General features: G+C 70.5%; 21 protein-coding genes. 15 read left to right on the plus strand and 6 right to left on the minus strand.

Annotated features, from left to right (window positions below):
- Window positions 1-47: 47 nt before the first annotated feature.
- The gene (locus ABTX24_RS12845) at window positions 48-1,640 is read right to left on the minus strand and encodes an alkaline phosphatase D family protein (RefSeq protein ID WP_350840062.1); all 1,593 of its coding nucleotides are present in this window, start codon (window positions 1,638-1,640) and stop codon (window positions 48-50) included.
- Window positions 1,641-1,789: 149 nt separating this feature from the next.
- Between ABTX24_RS12845 and ABTX24_RS12850 the strand changes: the two genes are divergently transcribed.
- Entirely contained in the window at window positions 1,790-2,233 is a 444-nt protein-coding gene (locus ABTX24_RS12850; RefSeq protein WP_350840064.1) for a hypothetical protein, read from the plus strand.
- Here the strand turns inward: ABTX24_RS12850 and ABTX24_RS12855 are convergent.
- Window positions 2,206-3,450: an RNA polymerase sigma factor gene (locus tag ABTX24_RS12855; RefSeq protein ID WP_350840066.1), complete on the minus strand. Its 1,245-nt coding sequence runs from the start codon at window positions 3,448-3,450 to the stop codon at window positions 2,206-2,208. The two genes, ABTX24_RS12850 and ABTX24_RS12855, sit on opposite strands and share 28 nt — an antisense overlap.
- A 38-nt stretch (window positions 3,451-3,488) precedes the next feature.
- On the opposite strand from ABTX24_RS12855, the gene ABTX24_RS12860 reads away from it, so the two are divergent.
- From ABTX24_RS12860 to ABTX24_RS12875, 4 genes are all read left to right on the plus strand, one after another.
- On the plus strand, window positions 3,489-3,857 hold the full coding sequence (locus ABTX24_RS12860; RefSeq protein WP_350840068.1) for a YciI family protein: 369 nt from the start codon (window positions 3,489-3,491) through the stop codon (window positions 3,855-3,857).
- A gap of 51 nt (window positions 3,858-3,908) precedes the next feature.
- Window positions 3,909-4,820: a glycoside hydrolase family 25 domain-containing protein gene (locus ABTX24_RS12865; RefSeq protein ID WP_350840070.1), complete on the plus strand. Its 912-nt coding sequence runs from the start codon at window positions 3,909-3,911 to the stop codon at window positions 4,818-4,820.
- A 61-nt stretch (window positions 4,821-4,881) separates the two neighbouring features.
- A complete protein-coding gene (gene lepA / locus ABTX24_RS12870; protein WP_160028190.1) occupies window positions 4,882-6,750 on the plus strand; it encodes a translation elongation factor 4 in 1,869 nt (622 codons plus the stop codon).
- Window positions 6,751-6,919: 169 nt separating this feature from the next.
- Window positions 6,920-7,276, plus strand: a complete 357-nt coding sequence (locus ABTX24_RS12875) for a hypothetical protein (protein WP_350840071.1) — start codon at window positions 6,920-6,922, stop codon at window positions 7,274-7,276.
- Here ABTX24_RS12875 and ABTX24_RS12880 read toward each other — a convergent pair.
- The gene (locus ABTX24_RS12880; RefSeq protein WP_350840073.1) at window positions 7,249-7,662 is read right to left on the minus strand and encodes a VOC family protein; all 414 of its coding nucleotides are present in this window, start codon (window positions 7,660-7,662) and stop codon (window positions 7,249-7,251) included. The two genes, ABTX24_RS12875 and ABTX24_RS12880, sit on opposite strands and share 28 nt — an antisense overlap.
- A 100-nt stretch (window positions 7,663-7,762) precedes the next feature.
- Between ABTX24_RS12880 and ABTX24_RS12885 the strand changes: the two genes are divergently transcribed.
- The 3 genes from ABTX24_RS12885 to ABTX24_RS12895 are packed head-to-tail and all read left to right on the plus strand — an operon-like array spanning window position 7,763 to window position 9,717.
- Entirely contained in the window at window positions 7,763-8,707 is a 945-nt protein-coding gene (locus ABTX24_RS12885) for a helix-turn-helix transcriptional regulator (protein ID WP_350840074.1), read from the plus strand.
- A 49-nt stretch (window positions 8,708-8,756) separates the two neighbouring features.
- Entirely contained in the window at window positions 8,757-9,233 is a 477-nt protein-coding gene (locus ABTX24_RS12890) for a pyridoxamine 5'-phosphate oxidase family protein (protein WP_350840076.1), read from the plus strand.
- A gap of 31 nt (window positions 9,234-9,264) precedes the next feature.
- The gene (locus tag ABTX24_RS12895) at window positions 9,265-9,717 is read left to right on the plus strand and encodes an NUDIX hydrolase (protein WP_201451264.1); all 453 of its coding nucleotides are present in this window, start codon (window positions 9,265-9,267) and stop codon (window positions 9,715-9,717) included.
- Here the strand turns inward: ABTX24_RS12895 and ABTX24_RS12900 are convergent.
- The gene (locus tag ABTX24_RS12900; RefSeq protein ID WP_350840078.1) at window positions 9,702-10,226 is read right to left on the minus strand and encodes a cupin domain-containing protein; all 525 of its coding nucleotides are present in this window, start codon (window positions 10,224-10,226) and stop codon (window positions 9,702-9,704) included. The two genes, ABTX24_RS12895 and ABTX24_RS12900, sit on opposite strands and share 16 nt — an antisense overlap.
- Window positions 10,227-10,280: 54 nt before the next feature.
- Here ABTX24_RS12900 and ABTX24_RS12905 point away from each other — a divergent pair, with 54 nt between their 5' ends.
- Window positions 10,281-11,204 (plus strand): aminoglycoside phosphotransferase family protein, encoded by a 924-nt coding sequence (locus ABTX24_RS12905; protein ID WP_350840080.1) that lies wholly within the window; start codon window positions 10,281-10,283, stop codon window positions 11,202-11,204.
- A 45-nt stretch (window positions 11,205-11,249) separates the two neighbouring features.
- Window positions 11,250-11,897, plus strand: a complete 648-nt coding sequence (locus tag ABTX24_RS12910; protein WP_160028202.1) for an MOSC domain-containing protein — start codon at window positions 11,250-11,252, stop codon at window positions 11,895-11,897.
- On the opposite strand, the gene ABTX24_RS12915 is transcribed toward ABTX24_RS12910, so the two are convergent.
- Window positions 11,894-12,970 (minus strand): hypothetical protein, encoded by a 1,077-nt coding sequence (locus ABTX24_RS12915; RefSeq protein ID WP_350840082.1) that lies wholly within the window; start codon window positions 12,968-12,970, stop codon window positions 11,894-11,896. The genes ABTX24_RS12910 and ABTX24_RS12915 overlap by 4 nt on opposite strands.
- Entirely contained in the window at window positions 12,967-13,458 is a 492-nt protein-coding gene (locus ABTX24_RS12920; RefSeq protein ID WP_201451265.1) for a sigma-70 family RNA polymerase sigma factor, read from the minus strand. The genes ABTX24_RS12915 and ABTX24_RS12920 overlap by 4 nt, the downstream gene beginning before the upstream one ends.
- Window positions 13,459-13,569: 111 nt before the next feature.
- Between ABTX24_RS12920 and ABTX24_RS12925 the strand changes: the two genes are divergently transcribed.
- From ABTX24_RS12925 to ABTX24_RS12945, 5 genes are all read left to right on the plus strand, one after another.
- A complete protein-coding gene (locus ABTX24_RS12925; protein ID WP_350840084.1) occupies window positions 13,570-14,082 on the plus strand; it encodes an ArsR/SmtB family transcription factor in 513 nt (170 codons plus the stop codon).
- Complete coding sequence (locus tag ABTX24_RS12930; RefSeq protein ID WP_350840086.1) at window positions 14,079-15,323, plus strand: MFS transporter; 1,245 nt, start codon at window positions 14,079-14,081, stop codon at window positions 15,321-15,323. The genes ABTX24_RS12925 and ABTX24_RS12930 overlap by 4 nt, the downstream gene beginning before the upstream one ends.
- A gap of 76 nt (window positions 15,324-15,399) precedes the next feature.
- A complete protein-coding gene (locus tag ABTX24_RS12935; protein WP_350840088.1) occupies window positions 15,400-17,163 on the plus strand; it encodes a serine hydrolase domain-containing protein in 1,764 nt (587 codons plus the stop codon).
- Window positions 17,164-17,312: 149 nt separating this feature from the next.
- Complete coding sequence (gene imuA', locus ABTX24_RS12940) at window positions 17,313-18,002, plus strand: DnaE2-dependent mutagenesis accessory factor ImuA' (RefSeq protein WP_350840089.1); 690 nt, start codon at window positions 17,313-17,315, stop codon at window positions 18,000-18,002.
- A complete protein-coding gene (locus tag ABTX24_RS12945; protein WP_350840091.1) occupies window positions 17,999-19,516 on the plus strand; it encodes a Y-family DNA polymerase in 1,518 nt (505 codons plus the stop codon). The genes imuA' and ABTX24_RS12945 overlap by 4 nt, the downstream gene beginning before the upstream one ends.
- Window positions 19,517-19,518: the final 2 nt, after the last annotated feature.

Raw genomic sequence — 19,518 nt, forward strand, 5'->3', positions numbered from 1 at the left:
GACGGCTAGGGCGTGTCTTCGCAGAGACACGCCCTAGCCGGCAGACCCTAACGGAAACTCGGGTCCAGCGTCTTCGTAAATAGCGCACCGCCGTCGACGTCACGGAGCGTGACGGTGAGCTGCTGCGTACGTCCGTCGATCTCGACCTCGCCGAAGAACTGGAAGCCGTCGGCGGGTGAGGTGTTGGCGGCCGGGGGAGCGGCCACGAACTCGGCCGCCGGACCGAAGGTCGGGTCCAGCTTGTTGGGGCCGAAGGCGCCGGCGTTGAGCGGGCCGGAGACGAACTCCCAGAACGGGTCGAAGTCCTGGTAGGACGCCCGGTCCGGCGAGTAGGAGTGCGCTGCCGTGTAGTGGACGTCGGCGGTCAGCCAGACGTGGTTGCGGATGCCGAGGCGCTTGAGCCCGGTGAGCACGGTCGCGATGTCGAGTTCGCGGCCGAGCGGGGCGCCGGCGTCGCCCTGGGAGATGCCCTCCTGCAGCGGACCGTCCGGGACGACCAGGCCGATCGGCAGGTCCGCGGCGATGACCTTCCAGGTGGCCCGGGAGGCAGCCAGCTCGCGCAGCAGCCACTTCGTCTGACGCTCACCGAGCACGCCGCCGTCGGCGCTCGTCTCGGCGTTGGTGGTGTTGGCGTCCTTGTGGGTGCGCATGTCGAGGACGAACAGGTCCATCAGCGGTCCGTAGGAGAGCTTGCGGTAGATCCGGCCGTCGGGGTCGGGGGAGGCGTCGCCGACCGGGATGTACTCGTGGAAGGCCTGCTTCGCGCGCGCCGCGAGGACATCCACACGGCGCTCGGTGTAGCGGCCGTCGTCGGGGAGGATCTCGCCCGGGTACCAGTTGTTGGTGACCTCGTGGTCGTCCCACTGCGCCACGATCGGCGTCTGGGCGAGGAACGCGCGCCAGTTGTCGGCGAGCAGGTTGTAGGCGTACTGCCCGCGGAACTCGGCCAGCGTCTCGGCGACCTTGTGCTTCTCCTCGGTGACGATGTTGTTCCATACCCGTCCGTCGGGGAGGGTCACGGTCGAGGTGAGCGGGCCGTCGGCGTAGACGTTGTCGCCGGAGCTCAGGAAGAAGTCGGCCTCGCGCGCCGCCATCGCGGGCGCGATCCGGAAGCCACCGAAGTCGGGGTTGGCGCCCCAGCCCTGGCCGGCGATGTCGCCGGACCACAGGAACCGGATGTCCTGGCGGCGTGCGGGAGCGGTACGCAGCCGGCCCAGCTCCCAGGCGCTGCCGCGTCGCGGGTCGTCGGGGTCGACGGCACGGACCCGGTAGAAGTAGTCGCGCCCCGCCTCGAGGCCGTCGACCTTCAGCTCCCCGGTGAAGTCGCTGCGCGCGGTCACCACCGGGCCGCTGACCGGCCGGGCCCGACGGAACGACTCGTCGGCCGAGATCTCCGCGACCAGCCGGGAGGTCTTGTCCGCCCGGCTCCACAGGACGCCGCCGCGGGCGCCGACGTCGCCGGACTGGACGCCGTGGGTGAGGGTCGGTCGGTTGCCGCGGACGAAGGCGGGGGCGGAGGCGGGGGCGGAGGCGGGGGCGGCGTGGACGGCGTGGGCGGTTGCTGCGGTCGTGGGGATGACGAGTCCGGCACCGGCGGCGGCACCGAGACCGAGGACGGAGCGGCGGTTGAGTGGGGTCATGGGCCAAACCTGCCGATTCCGGCGGAACGACCGGTGAGTTCCGCGGGTCGTGTCGGTGAACACGTACGCGATGGATGTCGAGATCCTCGGGCGGGCTCCGAGAGAGGGGTGAAGGCCGGAGAAGCCGGCCGCACACGAGGAGCGACATCATGAACGACGAGTACGCCATGCCCGCACTGCCCGCACCGAGCGCCGGCGTCCGCGCCCTGGACCGGCTGATCGGCACCTGGAAGGTGACCGGTGGGGCGGAGGGCGAGGTGACCTACCGCTGGATGGAAGGCGGCTACTTCCTGATGCAGGACGTACGCCTGGAGCAGTACGGCCAGGTCACGACCGGGATCGAGGTGATCGGCAACCTGCGCCCCTTCGGTGAGGAGCCGAGCGCCGACGTGCACTCGCGCTACTACGACAACACCGGCGCCACCCTCGACTACGTCTACGAGCTCGACGGCGACACTCTCACCATCTGGGGAGGCGAGAAGGGCTCGCCGGTGAAGTTCGTCGGCACCTTCGACGAGACCGGCGACGTGATGACCGGCGAGTGGGACTACGCCGGCCAGGGCGGCTACGAGTCGACGATGACCCGGGCCTGATCCGCGCGCCGGAGCAGGTAGTCGCGCTCGGCCTCGTTGGCGGTCAGCTCCGCCGCCGCCCGGAACTGGGCGGCGGCGGACGGGTCGCGCCGCTGGTCCAGCAGGTGCGCCCGCATCGCCAGGACCCGCTGCGCGGTCAGCGGATCGCCGGCGAGGCCGTGCTCGGCGTCGAGCTCGTCCAGCAGCTGCAGGCCCACCGCCGGGCCGAACGCGTGCGCCGCCGCGACGACTCGGCCCAGGCGGACCGGCGCGGTCGGCAGCGTACGTTCCAGCAGCAGGTAGAGGCCGAGGATCTCGTGCCAGTCGGTGTCCGCGGCCGACGTCGCGTGGGCATGCACCGCGGCGATCGCCGCCTGGAGCCGGAACGGGCCCGGATCAGCGGCGTCCCACACCTCCCCCAGCACGGCCAGCCCCTCCTCGATCAGCGCCCGATCCCACCGGGAGCGGTCCTGCTCGGCCAGCGGCACCAGGCCGAGGTCGGGGTCGGTGCGGGCCGGCCGCCGGGCCTCGGTGAGCAGCATCAGCGCCAGCAGGCCGGCGACCTCGGGCTCGCCCGGAGCGATCCGGGCGAGCATCCGGGTCAGCCGGATCGACTCGTGCGCCAGGTCGACCCGGCCCAGCTCGGCGCCGGCGGTGGCGGTGTAGCCCTCGTTGAAGACGAGGTAGAGCACCTCGAGCACGGCGCCGATCCGATCAGCGCGCTCGGCCTCCCCGGGCGGCGTGAACCGGGCGCCGGCCTTGCGCAGCGTCTGCTTCGCCCGGCTGATCCGGGTGCCCATGGTGTTCTCGGCGACGCCGTACGCATGGGCGATCTCGGTCGTCGTCAGGCCGCCCACGGCGCGCAGCGTGAGCGCCACCTGGCCGGCCCGCGACAGCGCCGGATGACAGCAGAGCAGCAACAGCGTCAGGCTGTCGTCGGTCTCCGCCGCCGGGCCGGCCGGCGTGACCACCTCGGCGATCCCGATCTGGAGCTCGCGGCGGTGGGCCGCCTGCTCGGAGCGGAGCAGGTCCACCATCCGCCGGTAGCCGACCCTGGTCAGCCAGGAACGCGGGTTCTCCGGAACGCCGTCGCGCGCCCACTGGATGCTGGCGTCCAGCAGCGCCTCCTGGACCGCGTCCTCGGCGGCCTCGAACCGGCCGAAGCGGCGGACCAGGGCGCTCAGGACGTACGGCGCCTCGGTCCGCAGCAGGTCCTCGAGCGCCGCCGGTCCGGTCATGCCGACAGAGCCTAGTTTCGAGGGTCTAGTTTCGAGGCATGAAATACCTGCTGCTGGGATACACGCCCGCCGACGCGTGGGACGCCTCCGACACGGCCTCCGAGGAGGCGCTCGCGGCGTTCGCGGAGTACCAGAAGTTCGAGGAGGAGCTGGTCGCCAACGGCGAGCTGGTCAGCACCGAGGGCCTGGGGCACCCGGCCGTGTCGGTCACCGTCCGGCCGGGCGAGAACGGTCCGGTCGCGACCGACGGACCGTTCGCCGAGCTGAAGGAGGTCATGGCCAGCTTCGCGGTCATCGACGTGGCCAGCCAGGAGCGAGCCATCGACATCGTGTCGCGGATCGTCTCGGTCCTCGGCGAGCCGATCGAGATCCGGCCGGTGATGGGGGACGACTTCGCGCAGGTGTGACCCGCTGGGATGCGGGTGGCAGTATCTGCGGTGATGTGGGCAAGAAAGAGCGTGTTCGCCGCTGTGCTGCTGGTCCTGGCGGCGCCGGTGCTGTTCGGCTGCGCCGCCGAGCCCCCGGCCGAGGCGGAGTCCGGCTCGCCGTCGATGCCCGCGAGCCCGGCGCCCGAGACGTCGGCGAGCGTGCCACCACGTGCGCCCGAGTCGCTGGAGATCCCGTCCGTCCCACCTGCCGATGATCGCGGCATCGTCGAGGGCGGTGATGTGAGCTGGCCGCAGTGTCCCGAGGGGATGGGCATCAAGGAGCGCCGGACGCTGGGGCTGCCGATGCCGCTCGCCTCGGCGGAGTACGTGGTCATCGGGCTCACCAACGGCCCGGGGTTCACCCCCAACCCGTGTCTGGCCTCGCAGGTCGAGTGGGCCAAGCAGAACAAGGTGATGACCTCGGCCTATGCGGTCACCTCCTATCCCACCGCCGCCACCCTCCGCGAGCGGGGCGAGGAGGGTCCGGGCGACCCGGACACGAAGATCGGCCGGCTGACCAACGTCGGCTACCAGCAGGCGGTGTGGAACCTCGAGCAGATGGAACGCGCCGGCCTGGAGTCGCCCTCGGTCTGGCTCGACGTCGAGCCGGTCGCGGTCTGGGAGTGGTCCGGCGACATCGAGGCCAACCAGGCGGTGGTCCTGGGCGCCGTGGCCGGCTATCAGGACGCCGGGAAGCGGGTCGGGGTCTACTCGATCGAGGGCCTGTGGACGCCGATCGTCGGCGACCTGCAGCTGCAGCTGCCCGAGTGGCGCCCGGCCGGCGAGGCATCGCGGGCCGCGGCCCTGGAGCGGTGCGGTGGCGAGTGGATGTTCCAGGGCGGTGCCGCGGTGATGGTGCAGTGGCTCGAGGACGGCCGCGACCGCAACGTGACCTGCCCGGGCGAGTCGGTGCAGCTGCCGCTTTGGTTCCATCAGTACTGAGCGTGGGACACTAGGCGGTGACGTACCCGCCCCCGTTCTTGAGCATCTACGAAAGCAGCCTGTGACTCACTCCGCGCCACAGCCCGGCTCCACTGATCCGGCGATCATCCGCAACTTCTGCATCATCGCCCACATCGACCACGGCAAGTCGACGCTGGCCGACCGGATGCTGCAGCTGACCGGTGTGGTCGACGAGCGTGCCGCGCGGGCACAGTACCTCGACCGGATGGACATCGAGCGCGAGCGCGGGATCACGATCAAGTCCCAGGCCGTGCGGATGCCGTGGACGGTCACCGAGGGCGAGGACGCCGACAAGACGTTCGTGCTGAACATGATCGACACCCCCGGCCACGTCGACTTCACCTACGAGGTCTCCCGGTCGCTGCAGGCGTGCGAGGCGGCGATCCTGCTCGTCGACGCGGCGCAGGGCATCGAGGCGCAGACGCTGGCCAACCTCTACCTGGCGATGGGTGCCGACCTGCACATCATCCCGGTGCTCAACAAGATCGACCTGCCGTCGGCCAACCCGGAGAAGTACGCCCTGGAGCTGGCCAACCTCGTCGGCTGCGAGCCCGAGGACGTACTCCAGGTCTCGGCCAAGACCGGACTGGGTGTCGAGGGGCTGCTCAACGAGATCGTGGCCCAGACCCCGGCTCCCGTCGGCGACCCGGACGCCCCGGCACGGGCGCTGATCTTCGACTCCGTCTACGACACCTACCGCGGCGTGGTCACCTACGTCCGGGTCTTCGACGGCAAGCTGACCCACCGCGACAAGATCAAGATGATGTCGACCGGCGCGGTCCACGAGATGCTCGAGCTCGGCGTGATCAGCCCGGAGCCGGTCAAGGCCGACCACATCGGCGTCGGTGAGACCGGCTACCTGATCACCGGCGTGAAGGACGTACGCCAGTCGCGCGTGGGTGACACCGTCACCGGCAACAACCGCCCGGCCAAGGAGATGCTCGGCGGCTACTCCCACCCCAACCCGATGGTCTTCGCGGGGCTCTACCCGATCGACGGCGACCAGTACCCGGTGCTGCGCGAGGCGCTCGACAAGCTGCAGCTCAACGACGCGGCGCTGACGTACGAGCCGGAGACGTCGGGCGCGCTCGGCTTCGGCTTCCGCGTCGGGTTCCTCGGCCTGCTGCACATGGAGATCACCCGCGACCGTCTCGAGCGCGAGTTCAACCTCGACCTCATCTCGACGGCTCCCAACGTGGTCTACGACGTGATCATGGAGGACGGCTCCGAGCACATCGTCACCAACCCCTCGGAGTTCCCCGAGGGCAAGATCCGCGAGGTCCGCGAGCCGGTCGTCAATGCCACGATCCTCTCGCCGTCCGACTACATCGGCACGATCATGGAGCTGTGCCAGAAGAAGCGCGGCACCCTCGGCGGCATGGACTACCTCTCCGAGGACCGCGTCGAGATGCGCTACGTCCTCCCCATGGGCGAGATCGCCTTCGACTTCTTCGACCAGCTCAAGTCCTCGACCAAGGGGTACGCCTCGCTGAACTACGAGTTCAGCGGCGACCAGGCCGCCGACCTGGTCAAGGTCGACATCCTGCTCCAGGGCGAGCCCGTCGACGCGTTCTCCGCGATCGTCCACCGCGAGGCCGCCTACGGCTACGGCGTGATGATGGCCGGCAAGCTCAAGGAGCTCATCCCGCGGCAGCAGTTCGAGGTGCCCATCCAGGCCGCCATCGGCGCCCGCGTCATCGCCCGCGAGACCATCCGCGCCATCCGCAAGGACGTCCTCGCCAAGTGCTACGGCGGCGACATCTCGCGTAAGCGCAAGCTGCTGGAGAAGCAGAAGGAGGGCAAGAAGCGGATGAAGATGGTCGGCCGCGTCGAGGTCCCCCAGGAGGCCTTCGTCGCCGCGCTCTCCACCACTCAGCCTTCCACCGACAAGTCTGCCGGGAAGAAGTAGATCTTCGCTGGTCGAGCCGCCTTGCTCCGCTGGTCGAGCCGCCGGAGCCGCTAGGGAGCTCAGGCTGCGCGACGTACTCCTCACTCATACGCTCGCTGCCTGAGCGGCCACGCCTTACGCTCGATGGTGGAGAGCCTTTCCCGGGGGCGACAAGACGGGAGGGGACGCGATGCGATCCGATGAGGAGCGCTCGGGCGCGCGTGGCTGGGTGTGGTGGTACGGGCTGTTCCTAGGCTGTCTGCTGCTCGCGGCGGGAGCGGCAGAGACCGTCCGGGTCGTACGCAGCGGGGACGGTGGTCTTGCATTCTGGTTCGGCACGCTCGTCGGTGCGGGCGTGCTCGTCCTGATCGGCACGCTGCTGCTGCCGCGCAGGCCTCGGACGGGGTTCACGCTCACGGCGATCGGATGTGTCGCGGGGCTGCTCCCGACCATGTGGACCTTGATCGTGCCCGTGATGCTCGTGGTGCTGATCGTCGTGAGCGGCAGCCGCGCCTTGGGTCAGCGGTCGGCCCGCATCGCCAGGTAGTGCGGGCTGTGCATCAGTCCGATCACGTTGCCGAACGGGTCGGCGACGGTGGCGATCTCCCAGCCGGGTTCGCCGAGGGGGCGCGGGGCGGCGAGGCCGGTCGCGCCGAGGGTGAGCAGGTGGTCGTATGTCTTCTGCACGTCGTCGACGTGCCAGTGCATGATCGCGCCGGCGGGGTTGGCTGACGAGTAGCCCTGAGGTGCGTAGCGGCGGTCGAGGAGGCCGAGCTCGTCCTGGCTGTCGCCGATGCGGAACTCGACGTAGGCCGGGTCGTCGGCGGTTGGCCGTGCGAAGTAGGGCTCGACGCCGAGGAGCTCCTGGTACCAGGCGGCGGCCGCCTTCACGTCGTCGACGAGGTAGTTGATCGTGGTGAATCCGCGGAACATGTGCGCTTCCTTTCGTAGTGGTGACACCCATGCTTCCGCTCAAAGTGCTCACCTCATGAGCACTTTGTGTGGCAATCTCAGATCTGTGCGAGCCGAGCGGATGATCGCCACGCTCCTGCTGCTGCAGGCGCGTGGCCGGGTGACGGCGGCAGAGCTCGCCGCCGAGCTGGAGATATCGGTCGCGACCGCCCGCCGCGATCTCGAGGCGCTGTCGTCGGCCGGCGTGCCGGTCTACCCGCAGCCGGGCAGGGGCGGGGGATGGTCTCTCGTCGGGGGCGCACGCACCGACCTGAGCGGGTTGACCGGTCCCGAGTCACAGGCCCTGTTCACCCTCGTCGGGCCAGGGGCGAGCACGTCGCCCGAGGCGCAGCAGGCCGTGCGCAAGCTGCTCCGGGCGCTGCCGAGCCCGTTCCGGGCAGATGCGGCCGCTGCCGCGGAGGCGGTGCGGCTCGATGCCGGTTCCTGGGGTGAGCAGCGTCGCTCGCGGCCCGAGGTCGTCGACGTCGTGCAGCAGGCGGTGATCGACCGGCGGCAGGTGCGTGTGGACTACACCAACCGCACCGGTCAGGTCAGAACCGTCCTGCTCGATCCGCTGGGCCTGGTCGCCAAGGACGACCTCTGGTATCTGCTGGCCACCCGCGAGGACGGCCCGGACGTACGCACCTACCGGATGGACCGGGTCGCCTCGGTCGAGGTGACCGCACAGCCGGCGAATCGGCCCGAAGGCTTCGACCTCGCCCGGGAGTGGCAGCGGGTGGTGTCGTACGTCGAGGAGCGGCGGGCTCGGGTGCGGGCCACGGTGCTTGTGCGGCGTCGGCACCTCTGGGTCCTGCGCGACCACTTCGGCACCTACCTCGATGTGATCGGCGATGCGCCTGCGGTCGGCGACGAGGAGCGGATCGAGGTGACCCTCGCCGCCCACACCGCTCGGTCCATCGCCGAGCAGCTGGCCGGATGGGGATCGATGATCGAGGTCACCGGCCCTGAGGACGTACGCCGCGAGCTGGCTCGCATCGGGACCGAGCTGGCTGCCGCGTACGGCTGAGCAATTTCGGTCGGGTCGGCCGAGCGCGGGCGGTGGTTGAGTGAGGCACATGCGTAGAGAACAGATTCGGTTTCCGGAGGGATACGGCACGCCGAGCGAGCTGCTGGCCTGGGAGGACGTACGTCAGCAGCTCGTCGAGGCGAAGCAGTTCTGGTTCGCGTTCGAGAGGCCGGGGCGGAGTCCGCACGTGACGCCGCTGGACGGGATCTGGTTCGAGGACAAGCTGGTCTACGGCGGCAGCCCGGAGACGCTGCACCGGCGGCTGGCGGCCGAGCATCCGAAGGTGACGGTGAACCTGCCGGACCCGTGGAAGCTGGTCGTCATCGAGGGCGAGGTGCGGACGACGTCCTTCGCACCCGAAGTCGCTGAGGAGATCGCCGGGTTGCTCAACGCGAAGTATCCCGAGTACGGCGAGAACGTCTTCGAGGCGAAGCACTACATCGAGGGGACGCCCGCGGTGCATCCGCGGCGGATCCGGGCCTGGACCTCGTTCCCGAAGGACGCGACCGCCTTCGTCTTCGACTGACTTCCGGCTGGTCCGCGCTAGTCTCGCGGTGATGCATTTCACCGACTACGACACCCGGGTGGCGGCGTACGCCGTCATCGTCGATGACGCGGGGCGGATCCTGCTGAGCTGGTTCAACGGCAACCACCGCAACGACCCGGGGTGGACGCTGCCGGGTGGCGGCGTCGACTACGGCGAGCAGATGCCCGCCGCCGTCGTGCGCGAGGTGAAGGAGGAGACCGGCTACGACGTCGAGGTCGGGGCTCCGCTGACGACCGATGTCTACGTGGTGCCGTTCGACCCCGGTCGCCGGCCCTACCAGTCCACCCGGGTGGTCTTCGAGGCACGGATCGTCGGGGGCGAGCTGGGCACGCTGGAGGTCGACGGAACCACCGACTACGCCGCGTGGATCGGGCTGGACGACCCGGCGATCCAAGCCGACACGACCAGCCCCATCGTCCGGATGGGGATCGAGGCCCTGAAGGTCGCTCAGTCGACCCAGTAGTTGTCGTGGAGCTTGTAGAACTCGGCCATCTCGTCCGGACCGAGCTCGGTGCCCTCGGCCAGCTCGCGCAGCCCCTCGAAGTAGCCCTCCCGCGGCGCACCCGGGGTGAAGTGGAGCAGCATCGAGGCGGGCTCGTCGGTGGTGTTGCGGAACCCGTGCAGGCCGCCGACCGGCACGTGCACGAAGTCGCCGGCACCGGCCGGGATCCACTCCTCGCCGTTGTAGATCCGCACGGTCCCGGTCAGCACGTAGAACGACTCGGCCACGGCCCGGTGGAAGTGGGGCCCGGGGCCGGTCTCGTTGGGCCCGAAGTGCCAGCGGTAGAGCCCGTAGTCACCTGCGGTCGTCGCTCCGGTGGCGAGATAGTCGACCTTCACGCCGTTGGGGTAGGACAGATCGGGCGGGGTGCTGTCGGGACGGTAGAACGCCGAGACCTCACCGGCCTCGCCGTCGTAGCGCTCGGGCGGGTAGGGAACACCTTTGGTCCCCATCGACTCTGGAAGTGACATGGGCACAACCTGCCCGATCCGTCCGGGGTTGGGAAGCGGATTAAGGTGGCTCGCGTGACGCCGCTGCCGGACTCCTTCGTGGCACTCGCGGCGAACGGTCCCGACTGGGCGGCGTGGCTCGACCGGCTGCCCGGGCTGATGCGCGATCTGCTCGAGGAGTGGTCGCTGACACCTGATGGCGAGGCGACGCACGGCAACACCGCGGTCGTGGTTCCCGTCCGGACCGCCGATGACGAGGCCGCGGTGCTGAAGATCGGCTGGCCGCACTGGGAGGCCGAGCACGAGGCGCTGGCGCTGCAGACCTGGGGCGGCCGGGGTGCCGTACGCCTTCTCCGGGCCGACCCGAAGCGCTTCGCGCTGCTGCTGGAACGGCTGCACACCGAGGACCTCTCGGAGCTCTGGGACGTGCAGGCGTGCGAGATCGTGGGCGGCTTCTACCGGCGGCTGCACGTCCCGGCTCCGCCGCAGCTGCGTACGTTGTCGGCGCAGGCCGCACGCTGGGCGAGCGAGCTGGGAGAGAAGGAGCGACGGCTGCCGGTGCCGCCGCGGATGGTCGAGCAGGCCCGCGCGATCGCCCGCGACTTCGCCGTCGACGAGGCCACCGACGGGACGCTGATCCACACCGATCTGCACTACGCCAACGTACTTCGACACAGCGTCCTCCAGGGCGATCGCGAGGAGTGGCTGGTCATCGACCCGAAGCCCCTCTCCGGCGACCCGCACTACGAGCTCGCGCCGATGCTCTGGAACCGCTTCGACGAGTATGCGGGGCGGATCCGGGATGGCATACGCGACCGATTCTTCGCACTCGTCGACGCCGCCGAGCTCGACGAGGACCGGGCCCGGGCCTGGGCGGTGCTGCGGCTGGTCGTCAACGTCAAGGGCGAGCTGGAGGACAACCGGACCCCCGACAAGGCTGGACCTGATAAAGAGTGGATCACCGCGATGATCTCGGTCGCGAAGGCCGTCCAGGACTGAGAAACTCGCGTGCCTCGATCCGGCGCAGCCAGGAGAATCTGCGCCATGCCCATCGTGCGAAGCGTCAACGTCGGTCAGTCCAAGCCAGCCGAGTGGGCGGAGGTGGGCGCCACCTCGATGGAGAAGCTCGCCACGCCCGAGCCGGTGACGGTCGGTGCGGAGGGCATCGTCACCGACACCCAGACCGACCGCCGCCACCACGGCGGCGAGGAGCAGGCGGTCTACGCCTTCGCCCGCGAGGACCTCGACGTGTGGGGCTCACGGTTGGGCGTGACGCTCCGTGACGGGCAGTTCGCCGAGAACCTCACCACCGAGGGGATCGACATCAACGAGGCTCTGGTGGGGGAGCAGTGGCGGATCGGGACGGTGCTGCTGCAGGTCTGCAGCGTGCGTACTCCCTGCAACGACTTCAAGAACTGGATGGGCGTCTCGGGCTACGACAACGCCCGGTGGGTCAAGAAGTTCACCCAGGAGGCCCGGCCGGGCCCCTATCTGCGTGTGCTCGAGGAGGGGCAGCTGCAGGCCGGCGACGAGATCGTCCTCGTCCACCGTCCTGACCACGGCATCACCGTCTCGACGCTCTTCAAGGCGCTCACCACCGACCGCAGCCTGCTCCCGAGCCTGATCGGGATCGAGGGGCTCGGGGACAAGCCGCGGGCGGCGGCGGAGAGGTACGTCGCAGCCCAGCGCTAAGGGCCGCAGGGCTTTCCGGTGCATCCGCGCAGGTAGAGACCGTCGGGCGAGACGCCCTGGATCTGAAGGCTGTTCAGCTGGTCCGTGGTGAGCGTTCCGGTCGGGATCACTGCGACCGCCACGTTGTCCTCGGTGATGGTCGCGTCGAACCGCTGCTTGCCGACCCAGAACCAGGCGGACTCGATCGTCTCGTTGCCCAGGGATCGGGTGACGCGGACCCCTTCGGCGGTCTCGGTCCACTCGGTGGTCGGCGGTGCCATTCTCGCCTCACCCGGATCGGGATGGACCAGATTGCCGTCGGCGTCATAGGCACGGAAGTCCGCTGACTCGACGTCGACGTCGTGGTCGGTCCACGCGACCGCCACGCCGTTGACGATGGTGGCCGGGATCTCCTCCCCGCTCGAGGTGAAGACCACCTTGGCGACGTCCATCGTCTCCGGCAGGGGAAGCATGAACTCCGTACCCGCGCTGGTGCCTCCACGGTAGAAGTCCTCCCACGGCCCGGTCTCGGCGAAGGCGCCCCAGACCTGGGGCAGGCCGAAGGCCCCTGCGAGGTCGGGGCCGCGGTCAGCGCTCCGGCTGGCGTCGTGCACCGTCGAGCAGGTCACCTCGTAGTCGCGGCCGTCGAAGACCGCCATCGCCGTCGATCCACGCTTCTCGGCGAGGAACGGCCAGGTGCCATCCGGGATCTGCTCGACCTCGTCGGGGTTGATGGCGTTGGCCGCCCGGGGTGGGTCCGCGTACATGGACTTCACGTCGGCCCAGGCCGTCATCAGACACCGATCGCTCAGCACGTCGAGCTCCTCGGGAGTGAGGTTGGTCGGGTTGCCGGACCAGTCGACCGGAGTCTTCTGGGTGGGCGGCTCGGGGGTCGCGATCTCCGAGTCGATCAGCCGGTCGGGGACCGCGACGTACGCCAGGACTCCGGCGACCGAGAAGGCGGCGACGGCGGCGACCGCCTTCGTGCCGCGACGGAGGCGACGCATCCGGTCGCCCCGGCGCAGGATCTCGGCGGCAGGGACGTCCAGTGTCTGGCGACTGCTGTTGCGCAGCAAGGTCTCGATGTCGTTCATGACAGCATCCCTTCGGGGTTGGTCAGCTGCAGCCGCAGAGTCTTGAGAGCGTGGTGGAGCGTGGCGGAGACGGTGCCGCGAGCGATCCCGAGCTCGTGGGCGGTCGTCTCGGCGTCGAGGTCGAGGAAGTAGCGCAGCGCGACGACCTGGCGTTGCCGCGGTGGCAGTCGGCGTACGGCCTCCATCAACAGGTCGTGGTCGGTGTCCTCGCCGGAGCCGGGGCGGGGGAGGTGGTCGGGGGTGTCGGGAACGGTCAGCTCACGGCGGCGCTTGCGCCACCAGGAGATGTCGACGTTGATCGCGGTGCGCACCACCCATGCCGCCGGGGAGTTGGCGATTCTGACCGTCGGCCAGCGCGACCATGCGCGTGCGAAGGCCTCGGCAGTCGCTTCCTCCGCCCGCCCGGGATCCATGCCGGTCGCGATCGCCGCACGCAGGCAGCGGTCCTTGGCACCGACGTAGAAGTCGGTGAATTCTTCTCGGCTCACGCCTGGATGACGCACAGCAGCCATTATCGGTTTAGGCGCGACCCTAATAACTGTTTGACGGTTGTGCCCGGCCTCACCAGACTCACTCCCAAACAACTCTTGGGAGGTTCGGTGGACGAGGAGATCTCGCGGCTGCGGGCGGCCGGGCACCCGCTGCGCCTCCGGATGCTGTCACTGCTGACGGGTGCGGAGCTGTCGGCGGCGGAGGTGGCGCGCGAGCTCGACCTGACGCATGCCAACGCCTCCTACCACCTCCGGCTGCTCGAGAGCGCCGGGCTGCTCGAGGTCGCGGGCGAGGAGCGGATCCGAGGTGGGGTCGCGAAGCGATACCGGTACGCCTGGCGCCGCGACGCCCCGCAGGGGCCGCCGTCCAGGGAGGACGACGAGGTCCACACCCGTGCGATCGCCGAGGAGCTCGTACGCCGCCGCCGCTTGCGCGCCGACGGGCCGGCCATCATCTCGGACGCGGAGATGTGGGTCGACCCCGATGTCTGGCAGCGGGTCCACGACCTCGTCCGGGAGGCGAGCGGTCTGCTCCACGACAACGCTCGCCCGCCGCGTACGGAGGGCACGATCCATGTGAACCTGACCGCATCCGCGTTCGTGATGGGTGACGCTCAGTGAGCGTCCGGGACAGCCTCTTAGTCCTCAAGGAGCGCGACTTCGGGTGGTTCTTCGCCTCGCGGTTCGTGAATCTCGCCGGGTCGTCGATGTCGCACGTGGCGCTCGCGTTCGCGGTGCTCGAGGTGACCGACTCGGCCTCCGCGCTGGGCTATGTGGTCGCCGCGCACACCATCCCGATGGTCGTGTTCCTGCTGGTCGGAGGGGTGATCGCCGACCGGTTCCCGCGTCGCCTGGTGCTGCAGCTGAGCAACGTGGCCTCGGCCTTGACCCAGGCGGCCGCGGCGGCGCTGGTCATCACCGGGCATGCCGAGATCTGGCATCTGGTCGTCCTGCAGGCGCTGAACGGCACCACGATGGCGATGGCGTTCCCGGCGATGCAGGGGATGGTGCCGCAGCTGGTGGCCAAGAAGGACCTGCAGCCGGCCAACCTGCTGCTCTCGATGTCACGCGGCACGCTGACGGTCCTGGGCCCGTCCGTCGCTGCCGCTCTCGTGGTCGGCGTCGGTGCCGGCTGGGCGCTGGCGGTCGATGCGCTGACCTGGCTGCTCGCGGCGCTCTTCCTGCTCCCGGTGCGGATCCCGCCGCGCCCGGCGGACGCGGAGAAGACCTCGGCCATCGAGGATCTGCGGGCGGGGTGGACGTACTTCCGGAGCACCACCTGGCTGTGGGTCGTGGTGGTCGCCTTCATGATCCTCAACGCGATCCAGTCCGGCGGGCTGCACGTGCTGGGTCCTGCGTACGCGAAGTCCTCCTCGCTCGGCGTCGAGGGCTGGGGCCTGGCCAACTCCGCGCTCGCGGCCGGGATGCTCATCATGACGATCCTGCTGATGCGGGCCACGATCCGGCGGCCGCTGCGGGCGGGGATGTTCGGAATCATGGCGTTCTCGCTGCCCTTCTTCGCGCTCGCGCTGTGGCCCGAGACGGTGCCGCTCATCGTGGCGATGGCCGTCGCCGGCGCCGGGATCGAGATCTTCAGCCTCGGCTGGAGCCTGGCGATGCAGGAGAACGTCCCGGGCGAGATGCTCTCCCGCGCCTACTCCTACGACGCCCTCGGCTCGTTCCTCGCGATGCCGGTCGGGCAGCTGCTCTACGGGCCGCTGGCGGGCTGGTTCGGGGAGCGGCCGGTCTTCCTGGCCAGCGGCGTGCTCTACGCCGCGGTCTGCCTTGCCGCACTCTCGGTGCCCTCGGTGGTTAGGCTGCAACGCGTCGAGCAACCTGCCACCGAAGGAACGCCTGTATGAGTGAGCGCCAGCGAACGACAATCGGTCTCAGGCCGCCATTTCCGTATTCTTGCCTCTCCTCTACGGAGGTGGCGGCATGAGCCTGAACACCTCCGTCGTCGACGAGCTCTTCCAGCAGCGCTTCGAGGAGAACCTGACTCCGGGCCTGGCCTATGGGGTCGTACGCGGCTCCGAGCTGCTCCACTCCGGCGCGTTCGGGGCGACGACCGAGGGTGGTCCGGCGCCGACGGCCGAGAGCGTCTTCCGGATCGCGTCGATGTCGAAGTCGTTCACGGCGGCGGCGGTGCTGTTGCTGCGCGACCGCGGGCTGGTCGACCTGGACGAGGCGATCGCGCAGTACGTGCCCGAGCTCGTCGACCAGGCGCCCTACTCCGCCGACTCCCCGGCGGTGACGCTGCGGCTGCTGCTGTCGATGTCGGCCGGGTTGCCGACCGACGACCCGTGGGGCGACCGGCAGGAGTCGCTGTCCTACGACGACTTCGGCACGTTCCTCGACGGAGGCTTCTCGACCGGACGGGAGCCGGGGGTCGGGTTCGAGTACTCCAACCTCGGCTATGCGCTGCTCGGGCGCGCGATCGAGAACGTCGTCGGTGGTGACGCGCCCGAGGGTGCGAACCGGGACTTCGTCGAGCACGAGCTGCTGGCGCCGCTGGGGATGACCTCCTCGGCCTACTCGCCCGATGCGGTGCCGAACCGGGTGCCGGGTCATGTGCCGCCGCTGCACCCGGCCTGGGCCGGCGACCGGCTCGAGGGCCCGCCGACGTGGGCCGCGACGGCGCCGGTGCCGTCCGGGTCGTTCGCGGCGATGGGTGGTCTGCACTCCTCGGTCGCCGATCTGGCGCGCTGGGTCGGCGGCTTCCTCGGCGCCTTCTCCTCTGCCGCCGACGGGCATCCGCTGTCGAAGGCGTCGCGGCGGGAGATGCAGCAGCTGCACCGGTTCGGATCGGTGTCGGCCTCGCTCGGCTTCGACGGCCCCGAGGCCGGGATCGGTGCCGTCGCCGCCGGCTACGGCTACGGCCTGATGGTCGACCACGACAGCAGGCTCGGGCAGTTCGTCCACCACTCCGGCGGCTACCCCGGCTACGGCTCCCGGATGGTGTGGCACCCCGAGACCGGACTGGGTGTGATCACGCTGTCCAACAGCACGTACGCCGGGGGCTACCCGACCGCGATGACCGCGCTGCGCTCGCTGGTGTCCGACGAGCTCGCCGGTGGTGGCTCGCACCGGTTCTCGACGGTGGTCAAGGGTCTGCGGCCGCGGCTCGACTCGGCGCTGGAGGCCGCGGTCGAGCGGCTGCGTACCTTCGATCCCGCGGGTGCTGAGGTGTTCGCGCTGCCGTCGCTCTTTGCCGACAACGTCGAGCTCGACGCCCCCGACGCCGGGCGGCGCGTCCAGATCACCCAGGCGCGCGCGAAGGTCGGGCTGCCGCTGGGCGGCGCGCCCTACGGCTACTTCTCCCGTGCGATGGGCGTCGCGCTGGCCGTGGTGCCGGCCGAGAAGGGCCGCTACGACATCGAGGTCATGCTCTCCCCGGAGGCCGAGCCGCGCATCCAGACCCTGCGCGTCAACGCCGTCCCCGACGCCCACGGCGGCCTCGTCGCCGCCGCCCGCGCCGCACTCGAGGAGAGCTCCCCGGTCATCGCCGCCCTCCGGGCCTTCGGCGTGCCCGAGCTGATCACGACGCCGCTGTCGGGCGACGGTTCGTCGAAGGCCGACTTCCTGGTCGTCGCCGGCACCACGTACTGGAAGATCGCGGTGGCCAAGACGACCACCGTCACCGCCCTCCCCACCTCCGACTATCCCCGCCTCACCTACCTCGCCTCCGCGCTCCGCGGCTGACCCCACCCGCCGAATCGGTAGTTGTGGCGGCCGAGTCGGTAGTTGTGGGTGACGAGTCGACAGTTTCGTTCGTCACAACTACCGATTCGGCGCGCCAGAAGTGAGGACTCGACCTTGATGTGTTCGAACAAATGTTCGATACTCATTGAGTGGGAGTGGTAGCGGGGATTGAGCGACACCAGAAGCTGGCTCAGATCGAGCAGCTCCGGTCGAAGGTGCGACGGCTGGAGCAGAAGCCGGGCATGGGCGCGGAGCTGGCGACGCACGAGGCGCTCGGTGGGGTGGTGCAGCTCCGGGCCGGAGGGACGTACGCGGCCGACTCGCTGTCGCTGGCGATGCTGCTGCTCGCGGGGCCGTCGGCGGCGGGGGAGTGGACCGCCGTCGTCGGGGTGGAGGACTTCGGCGTCGAGGCGGCGGCCGAGGCCGGGGTCGACCTGGAGCGGACCATCCTGGTGCCACGGCCGAAGGACTCCTGGCTGGAGGCGACCGCGGCGCTCGTCGACGTGACCACGCTGGTGCTGGTCCGGCCGGTGGGGCGGGTGACGCCGAGCGTCGCCGAGAAGATCGGTGCCCGGCTGCGCACCCGCGGCGCCGCGCTGGTCGCGCTGGGGGAGTGGCCGAGAGCAGACGTACGCCTCCGGGCGACCGAGCCGCGCTGGGTCGGGCTGGGCAACGGCGACGGCCATCTCCGGGCCCGCAGGATGGTGGTCGAGGCGGTGCGCGGGACGGCTCCGCCGCGCCGTACGGCACTCTGGTTCCCGGCCGAGGACGGCGGTCTGCGCCGCGTCCTCGAACCGGTCGCTGGCCTTGCTGACCTGCGGAAACAGGAGTCGGCATGAGTCGTACGCTGGTGGTCTGGTGTGCCGACTGGCCGGTCGCCGCGGCGCTGAGCGAGGCCGGCCTGCCGCGGCACCTGCCTGCCGCGGTCTTCGCGCAGAACCGGGTCCAGGCCTACAACCAGGCGGCGCGGGAGTTCGGGATCAAGCGCGGGATGCGGCGCCGCGACGCCCAGTCGCGCTGCCCGGAGATCCAGGTGCTCGCCGCCGACGAAGCCCGTGACGCGCGGGTCTTCGAGGAGGTGCTGGTGCGCCTGGAGGAGCTGCGCCCCGGCGTCATGCCGCTGCGTCCCGGGCTGGTCGCGCTGCGCTCGCCGGCACGCTTCTACGGCGGCGAGGCCGAGGCCGGCGCGGCGATCGCCGAGTGCGTGGTCGAGCTCGGGATCTGGGACGTACGGATCGGCATCGCCGATGAGCTCTTCACCGCCGAGCAGGCCGCGCGGAGCGCCGGGCCGCAGGAGACGTACGCCGTCCCGGCAGACGGAGGCTCCACCGCGTTCCTGCGCGCCCTGCCGGTCCACGTGCTCGAGGACGCGAACGCGGTCAGCCTGCTGCAGCGGCTCGGTCTGACCACGCTCGGCGGCCTCGCCGACCTGCCCGGCGCCGACGTCAAGGCGCGCTTCGGCGCGCAGGCCGCCTGGGTCCGCCGGGTGATCCACGGCGAGGGAGCGCGGCCTGTGACGGGGCGTACGCCACCGCCCGAGCTCACCACCGAGGTGGCCTTCGAGCCGCCGCTCGACTCCGCCGAGGCGGTCTGCTTCTCGGCCCGGCAGGCGGCAGAGGGGTTCGTCAAGGGCCTCGCGACGCGCCAGGGGGTCTGCACCGAGGTGCGGATCGAGGTCGTCATGGAGGACGTCCCGGACTCGGTACGCACCTGGGCGCACCCGCGGTGGTTCTCCTCCGTCGATCTCATCGACCGGCTGCACTGGCAGCTGGCCGGGGTCGTCGCAGGTGGGGCGGTGATCGAGGTCCGCTTCGTCCCCGAGGTCGCCGTCTCCGAGGCGGTCCACGCCGACGGTCTCTGGGGCGGTACGAACGAGCGCGTCGATCGCGGCATCGCCCGGGTGCAGGGCCTGCTCGGCCACGAGGCCGTCGTCGCCCCGGTGCTTCAGGGTGGCCGGACCCCACGCGACCGCCAGGCGTACGTCCCCTGGGGCGACCGCCCCAGCACCCTCCGCGACCGCGCGCTGCCCTGGCCGGGCTCGATCCCGCCGCCGGCGCCTGCCCGGGTCCTGGCCGAACCGTGGCCGGCGGAGGTCTGCGACCAGGCCGGGCGGCAGGTGCTGGTGCTCCCGCGCGGAGGCGTCTCCGCCGACCCCGCCCGCTATCGCCCCTCGGCCGGCCAGCCCTGGCAGCGGGTCGCCTCCTGGGCCGGTCCGTGGCCGGTCACCGAGGCGTGGTGGGAGCCGGGCGGCGGGCGACGGGTCGCCCGCTTCCAGCTCGTCGGGGTCGACGGCCGCGCCTGGCTGGCCACCTTCGACACCGACCACTGGCTCACCGAAGCCAGCTACGACTGATG

Origin of the sequence: Nocardioides sp. NPDC127514, assembly GCF_040302125.1 — a bacterium.
In the GTDB taxonomy this organism is placed as follows: Bacteria; Actinomycetota; Actinomycetes; order Propionibacteriales; family Nocardioidaceae; genus Nocardioides.